This is a genomic window from Enterobacter quasihormaechei, assembly GCF_004331385.1.
Taxonomy (GTDB): Bacteria; Pseudomonadota; Gammaproteobacteria; order Enterobacterales; family Enterobacteriaceae; genus Enterobacter; species Enterobacter quasihormaechei.
In genome coordinates this window covers 59,686-71,726 of sequence record NZ_SJON01000008.1, presented here as the reverse complement: position 1 = coordinate 71,726, position 12,041 = coordinate 59,686, and the positions used below count along the sequence as shown (strand labels likewise).

At 58.4% G+C, this 12,041-nt stretch carries 10 protein-coding genes; 2 read left to right on the top strand and 8 right to left on the bottom strand.

The genetic code is table 11. The features are described 5' to 3' along the window. The first annotated feature begins 9 nt into the window (after positions 1 to 9). Positions 10 to 2,088 (top strand): 4-alpha-glucanotransferase, encoded by a 2,079-nt coding sequence (gene malQ, locus E0L16_RS12390; protein ID WP_131637027.1) that lies wholly within the window; start codon positions 10 to 12, stop codon positions 2,086 to 2,088. An 87-nt stretch (positions 2,089 to 2,175) separates the two neighbouring features. Here malQ and gntT read toward each other — a convergent pair whose 3' ends face one another. From gntT to gntX, 3 genes are all read right to left on the bottom strand, one after another. Next, positions 2,176 to 3,492 carry a gluconate transporter gene (gene gntT / locus E0L16_RS12385; RefSeq protein ID WP_063449523.1) on the bottom strand — a complete coding sequence of 439 codons (1,317 nt, stop codon included), beginning with the start codon at positions 3,490 to 3,492 and terminating at the stop codon, positions 2,176 to 2,178. Between the two features lie 363 nt (positions 3,493 to 3,855). Beyond that, the gene (nfuA, locus tag E0L16_RS12375; RefSeq protein ID WP_063449522.1) at positions 3,856 to 4,431 is read right to left on the bottom strand and encodes a Fe-S biogenesis protein NfuA; all 576 of its coding nucleotides are present in this window, start codon (positions 4,429 to 4,431) and stop codon (positions 3,856 to 3,858) included. 61 nt (positions 4,432 to 4,492) lie between these two features. After that, positions 4,493 to 5,173 carry a DNA utilization protein GntX gene (gene gntX, locus E0L16_RS12370; protein WP_131637025.1) on the bottom strand — a complete coding sequence of 227 codons (681 nt, stop codon included), beginning with the start codon at positions 5,171 to 5,173 and terminating at the stop codon, positions 4,493 to 4,495. Positions 5,174 to 5,209: 36 nt separating this feature from the next. Between gntX and bioH the strand changes: the two genes are divergently transcribed. After that, positions 5,210 to 5,992, top strand: coding sequence for a pimeloyl-ACP methyl ester esterase BioH (gene bioH / locus E0L16_RS12365; RefSeq protein WP_131637024.1), 783 nt, complete (start codon positions 5,210 to 5,212; stop codon positions 5,990 to 5,992). Here the strand turns inward: bioH and feoC are convergent. The 5 genes from feoC to greB all read right to left on the bottom strand — a co-directional run bounded on the left by feoC (position 5,967) and on the right by greB (position 12,002). Next, positions 5,967 to 6,203 carry a [Fe-S]-dependent transcriptional repressor FeoC gene (gene feoC, locus E0L16_RS12360; protein WP_107534079.1) on the bottom strand — a complete coding sequence of 79 codons (237 nt, stop codon included), beginning with the start codon at positions 6,201 to 6,203 and terminating at the stop codon, positions 5,967 to 5,969. The two genes, bioH and feoC, sit on opposite strands and share 26 nt — an antisense overlap. Positions 6,204 to 6,214: 11 nt before the next feature. Continuing rightward, positions 6,215 to 8,533, bottom strand: a complete 2,319-nt coding sequence (gene feoB, locus E0L16_RS12355; RefSeq protein WP_131637023.1) for a Fe(2+) transporter permease subunit FeoB — start codon at positions 8,531 to 8,533, stop codon at positions 6,215 to 6,217. 30 nt (positions 8,534 to 8,563) lie between these two features. Further along, positions 8,564 to 8,791 carry a ferrous iron transporter A gene (gene feoA / locus E0L16_RS12350; protein ID WP_006812243.1) on the bottom strand — a complete coding sequence of 76 codons (228 nt, stop codon included), beginning with the start codon at positions 8,789 to 8,791 and terminating at the stop codon, positions 8,564 to 8,566. A gap of 319 nt (positions 8,792 to 9,110) precedes the next feature. Beyond that, entirely contained in the window at positions 9,111 to 11,441 is a 2,331-nt protein-coding gene (locus tag E0L16_RS12345; protein WP_131637069.1) for a Tex family protein, read from the bottom strand. A gap of 87 nt (positions 11,442 to 11,528) precedes the next feature. Continuing rightward, complete coding sequence (greB, locus tag E0L16_RS12340) at positions 11,529 to 12,002, bottom strand: transcription elongation factor GreB (protein WP_014072116.1); 474 nt, start codon at positions 12,000 to 12,002, stop codon at positions 11,529 to 11,531. Positions 12,003 to 12,041: the final 39 nt, after the last annotated feature.

The window sequence follows — 12,041 nt, the reverse complement described above, 5'->3', positions numbered from 1 at the left end:
GGAAGCGCGATGGAGAGTAAACGTCTGGACAGTGCCGCGCAGGCGGCGGGAATTAGCCTCAGTTACATCAATGCGCACGGCAAACCGCAGTCTATTGGTGCGGACACCAAAAGACGTTTGCTGGATGCCATGCATAAAACCGAGGCGAAAGCGTCGGGTACGCCAGTGCCGAACGTGAAGGTCTTTACCGCAGGCAAAAAGATGCCGCTGACGGTGGAAGGGCGCGGCGAATTCAGCTGGCTGCTCACTACCGAAGAGGGGCACCAGCACAAAGGCCACGCCACCGGCGGCAAAACGTTCAACCTTCCGGCGAAGCTGCCGGAGGGCTACCACAGCCTGACGCTCACCCAGAATGACAGCCGCTTCCACTGTCGGGTGATCGTCGCGCCGAAGCGCTGCTATGAGCCGCAGGCGCTGCTCGAAGGCAAAAAGCTGTGGGGCGCCTGCGTACAGCTTTACACCCTGCGTTCCGACAGCAACTGGGGCATCGGCGATTTTGGCGACCTGAAGAATATGCTGGTATCCGTGGGGGAGCGCGGCGGGGCGTTTATCGGCCTCAACCCGATCCACGCCCTCTATCCGGCTAACCCGGAAAGCGCGAGCCCGTACAGCCCGTCTTCCCGCCGCTGGCTGAACGTGATTTACATCGACGTTAACGCGTTAGACGATTTCAAAAACAGCAAAGAGGCGCAGGCCTGGTGGAAGCTGGACACCACGCAGCAGATGCTGCAACAGGCTCGCGATGCGGAGTGGGTGGACTATGCCACCGTGACCGCGCTGAAAATCGCGGCGCTGCGTCTGGCATGGAAGGGCTTTGCGAAGCGTGACGACGCGCAGATGGCAGCCTTCCGCCAGTTCGTGATGCAGGAAGGTGAAAGCCTGTACTGGCAGGCGGCGTTTGATGCGCTGCACGCGTATCAGGTGCAAGAGGACGAGATGCGCTGGGGCTGGCCGGTGTGGCCGGAAGCGTATCAGTCCGTGGATACCCCGGAAGTGAAAGCGTTCTGTAAGACGCATGCCGACGAGGTGGATTTCTATCTCTGGTTGCAGTGGCTGGCGTACAGCCAGTTTGCCGCCTGCTGGCAGGTGAGCCAGGGCTATAACATGCCGATCGGGCTGTATCGCGATTTGGCCGTCGGCGTGGCGGAAGGCGGCGCGGAAACCTGGTGTGACCGTGAGCTTTACTGCCTGAAGGCTTCCGTGGGTGCGCCGCCGGATATCCTGGGCCCGCTCGGCCAGAACTGGGGCCTGCCGCCGATGGATCCGCACGTGATGGCGGCGCGTGCCTACGAGCCGTTTATCGACCTGCTGCGCGCGAACATGCAGAACTGCGGGGCGCTGCGCATCGACCACGTGATGTCCGTGCTGCGCCTGTGGTGGATCCCGTACGGTGAAACGGCCGATCACGGGGCGTACGTGCAGTATCCTGTGGACGATCTGCTGTCGATCCTGGCCCTGGAGAGTAAACGTCATCAGTGCATGGTGATCGGTGAAGATCTCGGTACCGTACCGGTGGAAATTGTCAGCAAGCTCCGCGACAGCGGGGTTTATTCCTACAAAGTGCTCTATTTTGAAAACGACCATGAGAAAACCTTCCGCGCGCCGAAAGCGTACCCTGAACAGTCAATGGCAGTCGCGACGACGCATGATCTTCCTACGCTCAGAGGCTACTGGGAAAGCGGCGATCTGACCCTCGGCAAAACGCTGGGCCTCTATCCAGATGAAGAGGTTCTGCATGGACTGTATCAGGACCGCGAGCTGGCGAAGCAGGGGCTGCTGGACGCGCTGCATAAGCATGGCTGTCTGCCGAAGCGCGCCGGGCATAAGGCGTCGCTGATGTCGATGACGCCAACGCTTAACCGTGGCTTAAAGCGCTATATTGCCGACAGCAACAGCGCGTTGCTCGGCCTGCAACCCGAAGACTGGATTGATATGGCGGAGCCGGTGAACGTTCCCGGCACCAGCTATCAGTACAAAAACTGGCGTCGCAAGCTCTCCACTACGCTTGAGAAGATGTTTGCGGATGACGGCGTGAACAGGCTTATTAAGGATTTGGATAAGCGGCGAAAAGCAGCCGGGAAGAAGTGATAAAAAACCCGCCAGTGGCGGGTTTTTTGTTATCAGGTCGTGCTCATGTAGGTCGGGTAAGGCGTAGCCGCCACCCGACTTTTGGCATTAAACCACCATATTCAACAGCAGCACCCCGACCAGGCCACACACCGAAATAATAGTCTCCAGCGCGGACCAGGACTTAATGGTTTCACCGATGGTCAGGTTGAAGTACTCCTTGAACAGCCAGAAGCCCGGATCGTTCACGTGGGAGAAAATCACGCTACCGGAACCGACCGCGATAACCATCAGCTCAGGGCTGACGCCCGTCGTGGCAATCAGCGGTGCAACGATGCCGCCCGCGGTGATCGCCGCAACGGTTGCAGAACCCAGCGCAATACGCAGAACGGCGGCGATAGACCACGCCATCAGCAGCGGGGAGACGTTGGTTTCGTGCATCATGGCAGCGATGTATTTATCCACGCCGCTGTCGACCAGCACCTGCTTGAACGCGCCGCCGCCGCCGATGATCAGCAGCATCATGGCGATGATTTTGATGGAAGAGGTCAGCGTATCGTTGATCTGATCCATGGAGCGACCGCGGTTAAGACCGAAGGTGAACATCGCAATCAATACCGCAATCAGCGTTGCCATTACCGGGTCGCCCAGGAACTCTGCAACGGACAGGAACGCGTGACCTTTCGGCAGAACCATCTCTGCTACGGCACGCATCGCCATCAGGATCACCGGCACCAGTGAGGTCCAGACGCTGACGCCAAAGCCCGGCATCTCTTCTTCTGAGAAGGTTTTGGCGCTGTACAGGCCTTCCGGGATGGGCTTATCAATGCCTTTCAGGAAGCGCGCATAAACAGGGCCCGCCAGGATAACCGTTGGGATCGCCAGAATCGTACCGAACAGCAGGGTTTTACCCATATCGGCGTGAAAGATGGTGGCGATAGCGGTTGGGCCCGGGTGCGGCGGCAGGAAGCCGTGAGTGACGGACAGCGCCGCAGCCATCGGCACGCCCACGAACAGCAGCGGGATGTTGGCGGCAGCGGCGATGGTGAACACCAGCGGCAGCATCAGCACGAAGCCCACTTCATAGAACAGCGCGAAACCGACGGTAAAACCGGTTAATACCACCGCCCACTGGATATGCTGCTTGCCAAATTTATCGATAAGCGTGGTGGCAATACGCTGCGCGCCACCGCAGTCCGCGAGCATTTTACCCAGCATGGCGCCGAAGCCCATGATCAGCGCCAGGCTGCCGAGCGTACCGCCGACACCGGCTTTGATGGAGCTGATAACTTTAACCAGCGGCATTCCCTGCATCAGACCGACTGCAAGTGCCACCAGAACCAGAGCGATAAATCCGTTCATTTTGAAGCGGATCATCAAGAGCAGTAATAACACAACACCGATAGCGACGATGACTAATGGCATGATTGACCTGGCCTTTGAATTGTTATGGGTAACGTCATTGTTTCAACGACAAATTCCGGTTGTCCCAACTGGGAACAGAGCGTTAACGGCACTCATACTGATGCCTGCGAAAACGTTAAGTTTAGTCGGCTGTTATAGGGGTGTTGAGTGCCCATGGGAATGATACGGGTAACATGCTGTGATTGAGAATCACCCAGGGAGGCAAAATGTGAATTATGAGATGCAGGTCAACATATGGAGTGAGATCGGCGGGAAAACAAAAGCCGGGTGGCGGCTTCGCCTTACCCGGCCTACGAGCCTTGCAGACTGTGTTTGTAGGCCCGGTAAGCGCAGCGCCACCGGGCAATACAGACGGGTACTGAATTAGTAGTAAGAGTGCTCGCCGCGCTGGTGCTCGGTCAGATCGCGCACGCCTTTCAGTTCAGGGAATTCGTTCAGCAGCTGCTTCTCGATCCCTTCTTTCAGGGTTACATCGACCATGGAGCAGCCGTTACAGCCGCCGCCGAATTGCAGGATCGCCAGACCCTCTTCGGTGATTTCCATCAGGGAAACACGTCCACCGTGGCCAGCCAGCTGTGGGTTGATCTGCGATTGCAGCAGATATTCCACGCGCTCCATCAGCGGAGCATCGTCAGAGACTTTACGCATCTTCGCGTTTGGCGCTTTCAGCGTCAGCTGAGAGCCCAGCTGGTCGGTAACGAAATCAATCTCCGCATCTTCAAGATACGGCGCGCTCAGCTCATCAACGTACGCGGTGAGCTGTTCAAATTTAAGGGCAGTGTCAGTTGCTTCCACGGCATCCGGAGGACAATAAGAGACACCACATTCTGCATTCGGAGTGCCTGGATTGATCACAAACACGCGGATCTGCGTCCCTTCTTCCTGATTTGCCAGCAGTTTGGCAAAGTGCGCTTGTGCAGAATCGGAAATACGGATCATAGCTTTGGCCTAATAGTTGACTAAATTACCTGGGTATAATCATACGCCCATTGGAGAAGGGCTACAAGGTACGGCACAGACACCATACCTGAACTGACGCGGCGCCGCTTTGCAAAAGCAGTCGGGAAAGTTCAGCGACGGTACTGCCCGTGGTGACGACATCATCCACAATCGCGATATGGAGACCGTTGACCGGCAATTCAAGGCGAAAGGCGTTTTTCAGGTTCCTTTTGCGCAGCCGGGCATTGAGGCGGTGCTGAACCGCAGTGGCATGTACGCGCTTCAGCGCGCAGGCAGCGTACCGACAACCCAGCCAGCGGGCGAGCGGACGGCACAGCAGGTCGCTTTGATTATATCCCCGCTGCCAGTGGCGACGCCGAAAGAGGGGCACGTTCATAATCAGGTCGATCTTCGGCAACCCCCGCGTTCGCCGCGCCTGCAAGACCGCCAGTAATAGCAGACGCGCCAGCGGCTTCGCCAGGCGGGTCTGGCTGGAAAACTTAAACTGATGAACCAGACGGCTCAGCGGCAAAACGTAATCATCCACCGCCACCAGCGCGTGCCACGGCGGCGCTTTTTTCAGGCATCGCCCGCAGGGGAGCGTCTGGCTGACGGCAGGCAAGCCGCATTGCGGGCAGCCCTTCAGCCAGCCCAGCGCGCGCGTACAAACGGAACAGACGCCCCACTTACTCAGCGCAAGCGGCATTCGGCATAGCCAGCACAAGCCGGGCACTGTTAGCATACGCAACCTCCATGTAAAAAAAGAGAACGATAGCTGATGAAGACGCTGTGGTGGCAGACCGTTGGAACGGGAAATTGTCATCTTGTGCTGCTGCACGGATGGGGACTGAACGCCGAAGTGTGGCGTTGCATAAGTGAGGAACTGGCCTCGCAATTTACGGTGCACCTGGTCGATCTGCCGGGGTATGGCCGCAGTCGCGGCTATGGTGTGATGACGCTCGACGACATGGCGAAGCAGGTTCTGGATGCCGCGCCGCAAAAAGCCGTCTGGCTCGGCTGGAGCCTGGGCGGGCTGGTGGCAAGCCAGATTGCGCTGAGCCATCCTGAGCGGGTGCAGGCGCTGGTGACCGTGGCCTCATCACCCTGCTTCAGCGCCCGCGAGGCGTGGCCGGGCATTAAACCCGAGGTGCTCGCCGGTTTCCAGCACCAGCTGAGCGAAGACTTCCAGCGGACGGTGGAGCGTTTTCTGGCACTACAAACCGTGGGGACAGAAACCGCCCGTCAGGACGCACGGACGCTGAAGCAGGCGGTGCTTTCCCTGCCGATGCCGGACGTTGAGGTACTTAACGGTGGGCTGGAAATCCTGAAAACGGTCGATCTGCGCGAGCCGCTGGCGTCGCTGGCGGTGCCGCATCTGCGTATTTATGGCTATCTTGATGGGCTGGTCCCGCGCAAGGTGGTTCCGCTGCTGGATGCGCTGTGGCCGGAGAGTCAGTCACGGGTGGTTGCCAAAGCGGCACATGCGCCTTTCATCTCTCATCCTGCTGAGTTTTGTTCGGCGCTGTCCGGTTTTATTAGCGAAGCGTCCACCACTCCCTGAGGCAGGCTTTACCTTCCGGGCAATGTTTACAGCTGCCGGACAGACAACCGTCCGGCTCTTCCTGAATGCGCACGACTTTTCCCATGGCCTCCAGCCTTTCCAGCATGGCATCGATCATCGGCTGCGGCGTATGCAGGCTGAGGCTGAGCTGCTTCGCCTCCATTCGCCCCTGCAACGCCAGTAAGTCCCGGACCTGAATCAACGATGCCATCGCTTTCCTCCTCAGTGACAGTCGCCCGCAGGGCTGCTACAGCAGGTGGTTGGGGTTTTGCGCGTCGCCAGCAGATTAATGTCAACGCGGCTACGCGCCCGGCGCAGCAGGCCAATCACCAGCACGTTGAACAGGATCACCGCCAGAATGCAGACCAGGCTGTAGCGCGGATGCTGACTGTAATTGACGGTCTGATAAAACACGGTCGCCAGCGAGTAGGCAATGTTCAGCCCCCAGATGATGGAGAAGCCCATCCAGCCGCGGCTGGACTCGCGGGCAATGGCGCCCATCACCGAGATGCACGGAATATAGAGCAGGACGAAGATCAGGTAGCTGTAGGCCGCTGACGCGCTGCCAAATTTCTGGCCCATCACGCCCATTGCTCCGGTCGCCATTTCGCCGTCGCCTTTGCTGGCTTCAATCGGGTTCGCCAGCACGCTCAGGCTGAAGGTATCTTTCAGGCTCTGCCAGGTCTCTTCCACCGCGCCGAGCAGTTCATCGCCGAGGTGGAACGCCGCCGGATTAAACTCCTCTTCCTGGATATTCTCAGCGGTGTAGAGCGTGTTCAGGGTGCCGACCACCACCTCTTTCGCCATCGCGCCGGTGAACAGGCCCACGGTTGCCTGCCAGTTGTCTTCCTGAACGCCAATCGGTTTGAAGACCGGCGTAATGATCCGGCTGACGGAGGCGAGGGCGGAATCGTTAATGTTGTCCGCCGCCTGGCCGCTCAGGGTGAAGCTGTTCAGGGCGCTCAGGAAAATGCTGACGATAACAATCACCTTACCGGCGCGCAGAACGAAGCCCTTGAGGCGCTGCCATGTCTGAATGACCAGACTTTTCAGGTGCGGAACGTGATACACCGGCAGCTCCATCACGAACGGCGACGCTTCGCCGCGCATGATGGTGTGCTTCAGCATCAGGCCGGTGAGGATCGCCATCACAATACCCAGCACATACAGGGAGAAGACGGCAAGCGCCCCTTCCTGACCAAAGAACGCCGCGGCAAAGACCGCGAAGATCGCCAGACGCGCGCCGCAGGACATGAACGGCGCCATCATGATGGTCATCAGGCGTTCGCGCGGTGCATCCAGCGTACGCGCGCCCATCACGGACGGCACGTTACAGCCGAAGCCGACAATCAGCGGCACGAACGATTTGCCCGGCAGCCCCAGCGCCTGCATCAGGCGGTCCATCACGAAGGCCGCGCGCGCCATGTAGCCGGAATCCTCCAGGAAGGAGAGGAACAGGTACATCATGCCGATTTGCGGCACCAGCGGGAGGACGGTGTTGATCCCGCCGCCGATCCCCTGCGCAAGGAAGATAGTCAGCCATTCCGGGAAGTGGAGGGTATAGCCCAGCCACTGAATACCGTGCACGAAGATAGCGACAGAGCCGCCATCAAAGATAGGTTGTAATGCGCCGCCGATGTTAATGGCGAGCAGGAACATCACGTACATCACCAGTAGAAAGATCGGCAAACCGAGGAAGCGGTTGAGCACAATCTTATCCACGGCGGCGGTGAAGCGGCTCGGTTCAGCGGTTAAGGCATTACTGACCACGTCACAGAACGCGGCGATGGCCTGATAGCGCGCATCGGCAATGTGCAGGGCCGGGTCATCCAGCTCGTCGCTCAGGCGAGCCAGCGCAACGTCCAGCTTATCCGCCGCATCGCCTGCGTAGGCGCGGCTGTAGATATCGCCTTCCAGCATTTGCAGGCCAAGCCACAGGCGCTGTCTGGCGGGCATGGTGTTGTCCATCTCCTGCGCCAGCTGTCTGGCTTCGCGCAGCAGCGGCTGGGCGTAGTGCACCAGCTCGACGTCGGCATTGCCCGCGTGGCGGTCAATCGCCAGCTTCAGGGCGTCAATGCCGCGCGCGCGGGTAGAAACCAGCGGTACCACCGGGCAGCCCAGACGGGCGGAGAGGGCGTCGACGTCGATGCGCAGCTTTTGCTTTTCCGCGATGTCGAGCATGTTGAGCGCCACGATGCAGGGAATACCCAGCTCCAGCAGCTGTAACGTGAGATACAGATTGCGCTCGAGGTTGGAAGCATCCACCACGTTGATGAGCATATCCGCGTCGCCGCTCAGAATATAGTGGCATGCAATTTGCTCATCGAGAGAGGTCTGGGAGGAAATCGTAGTGAGGGAATAAGTTCCCGGTAAATCAACCAGCGTGACCTGGTTATCCGTCGTGGTGAACTGGCCTTCTTTGCGTTCAACCGTTACGCCTGCCCAATTTCCCACGCGCTGGCGCGCGCCGGTTAGCTGATTAAATAAGGTTGTCTTGCCGGAATTAGGATTGCCAATTAAGCCAATAGTTAATTTTTTCATTGTAGTAGACTCACTGAAACCGCTGGCTTGTTAACGGGATAAAGATTCAACTTCAATTAATGCGAGATCTTTTTTTCGCAGAACCAGATTAACGCGTCGGGTTTCGATATGAATGGGGTCGCCCAACGGCGCGACGCGCACCACCTGGAATGATGAGCCGGGTAGCATACCCAGTGACAGCAGCTTCTGCCGATAGGCCGGGCTTATCTCACGGGTAAAACCGATAATTTTCCACGCACTGTCTGGAGTGAATTGCATAGCGCCTGATTCCACGAGAGGTTAAATAATCTACACTGCGATGATAATGAGAATAGTTTTTATCAGCAATAATAAAAATGTGACGGGATGTTGTTAAGCGTATTATTTTGCGGTCGGATTGACCTTGCTCAATATTTGCGGAAGTACCGAAAGGGAAGAATAAATGTATTTTGTTAACGGAGTGATAAATAGTGGTTTAAATATGGATACACCATATTTATTTTAATTTCCTGCGGCCTGCTTGCCGGGCGGCACTGCATTTGCCCGGCCTACAAAATCGTAGGCCCGGTAAGCGTAGCGCCACCGGGCAATTACAGATTTAGCGTTTCTTACCCATTGCCGCTGCCAGCGCATCCATCATCGCGCTGTTGCCCGCCGGCTGTGCGTCGCGTCCGCGTGGCTTCGCGGCTTTCGCTGCCGGGCGCTGCTGTTCACGGCCACCGCCATTACCGCCACGGCGCGCGCTGGTGTCGCCCGGCTGCTCGTCCAGACGCATGGTCAGGGCGATACGCTTGCGCTGGAGATCCACTTCCAGCACTTTCACCTTCACGATGTCGCCCGCTTTGACCACGGTGTGCGGATCTTCAACGAACTTATCGGCGAGGGAAGAGATATGCACCAGACCATCCTGATGCACGCCGATATCCACAAACGCGCCGAAGTTGGTCACGTTGGTCACCGCACCTTCCAGCACCATGCCCGGGAGCAGGTCATTCATGGTTTCCACGCCGTCAGCAAAGGTCGCGGTTTTGAACTCAGGACGCGGATCGCGGCCCGGTTTTTCCAGCTCTTTGATGATGTCGGTCACCGTCGGCACGCCGAACTGTTCGTCGGTGAAATCCACCGCCTTCAGGTTACGCAGCGCGCTGCTGTCGCCCATCAGGTCTTTCAGCGCCTGCTGGGTGGCGGCCAGAATACGCTCAACGACCGGGTACGCTTCCGGGTGAACGGTGGAGGCATCCAGCGGGTTATCGCCGTGGTTGATGCGCAGGAAGCCCGCGCACTGCTCAAACGCTTTCGGCCCGAGGCGGCTCACCTTCAGCAACTGCTGGCGGTTCTGGAACTGACCGTTCTCATCGCGCCAGGCGACGATATTCTGCGCCATCATGCGGGTCAGGCCTGCCACGCGGGTCAGCAGGGGTACGGAAGCGGTGTTCAGGTCCACGCCGACGGCGTTAACGCAGTCTTCCACCACCGCATCCAGCTTGCGCGCCAGCTGCGTCTGGCTCACGTCGTGCTGATACTGGCCCACGCCAATGGATTTCGGGTCGATCTTCACCAGTTCCGCCAGCGGATCCTGCAAACGACGGGCGATAGAGACCGCGCCGCGCAGGGAAACGTCCAGGTCCGGGAACTCCTGCGCCGCCAGCTCTGAGGCGGAATAGACCGATGCCCCCGCCTCGCTGACAATCACCTTCTGCGCCGTCACTTTCGGGAACTGCTTCTGCACGTCAAGGTAGAAACGCTCGGTTTCGCGGGATGCCGTACCGTTACCGATGGCGACCAGCTCGACGTTATATTTTTCACACAGCGCGGCCACGACCGTCGCCGCCTTAGCCGCCTGGCCGGTGTGCGGGTAAATGGTGTCGGTGGCGACCAGCTTGCCGGTGCCGTCAACGACCGCCACCTTCACGCCGGTACGCAGACCCGGATCGAGCCCCATGGTAGCGCGCAGGCCAGCGGGGGCGGCCATCAGCAGGTCGTGCAGGTTACGGGCGAAGACGTTGATCGCTTCGTCTTCGGCGCGCTCGCGCACGGTGCCCATCAGCTCGGTTTCGAGGTGCATCAGCACCTTAATGCGCCAGGTCCAGCTCACCACGCCTTTGCGCCAGCTGTCCGCCGGGGCGTTGTTCAGGCGCAGGCCGAGATGATCGATAATGATCTGCTCGCAGTGGCTCTCTTTTGGCGGCTCGTCAAACTGCGGATCGGCATTCAGGGAGAGTTGCAGCACGCCTTCGTTACGGCCGCGGAACATCGCCAGCGCGCGGTGGGACGGCGCGGTAGAAATCGGTTCGTGGTGATCGAAATAGTCGCGGAATTTCGCGCCTTCTTCCTCTTTGCCGGTCACCACGGTGGAGACGATATGCGCGTTCTTCCACAGGTAATCACGCACTTTGGCGAGCAGCGCCGCGTCTTCGGCAAAACGCTCCATCAGAATGTAGCGAGCGCCGTCCAGCGCGGCTTTGGTGTCCGCTACGCCTTTGTCGGCGTCGATAAATTTGGCGGCTTCGGTTTCCGGGTCGTGAGACGGCTCGTTCCACAGCAGGTCGGCCAGCGGCTCAAGGCCAGCCTCGATCGCAATCTGCCCGCGCGTGCGGCGCTTTGGTTTGTACGGCAGATAGAGATCTTCAAGTTCGGTTTTGCTCAGGGTGCCGTTAATGGCTTTTTCCAGGTCACTGGTCAGCTTGCCCTGCTCGCCGATAGATTTGAGGATCGCCTGACGTCGGTCTTCCAGTTCGCGCAGATAGCCCAGACGCGTCTCCAGGTTACGCAGCTGCGTGTCATCCAGACCGCCGGTGACTTCCTTACGATAACGTGCAATAAACGGCACGGTGTTCCCTTCATCAAGCAGGCGAACGGCAGCTTCTACCTGTTCGGCTCTGGCCTGAATATCACCCGCAATAATGCGGCAGAGCGACTCTTTCATCATGGTCAGTTCATCTTGTGGATCGAAAATCAGGGGGATAGTTATACGGGCTGACACCAAAAAATGCCAGCCGGGGAGGGCGCTCTCGGACTATTTAACATACTCGATTTCGTTGACGTACCAGCTTGCTTCACCCGCGGGCGTCTGGACAACGGCTAAATCGCCCACCTCTTTTTTCAGCAGGGCTCGGGCCATCGGGGAGTCGATAGAGATGTAATCCTTACGACCGAAAATTTCATCGTAACCGACGATGCGAAAACGCAGGGTGTTGCCGTCGTCGTTTTCGATCTCCACCCAGGCGCCGAAGAAGACTTTACCTTCCTGCTGCGGGGAGTAATCGACGATTTTGAGATTCTCGAGGCACTTCGTCAGGTAGCGTACCCGGCGATCGATTTCGCGCAGACGCTTTTTATTGTACTGGTAGTCCGCATTCTCGCTGCGATCGCCCAGGCTTGCCGCCCAGGTAACTTTTTTGGTCACTTCCGGACGCTCTTCGCGCCACAGGTAATCCATCTCTTTTTTGAGTTTTTCGTACCCTTCACGGGTGATCAGAGGCGTTTTCATGGTGCAGCCTTTAATGCCGGTTAACTGTCTTTGCGCACA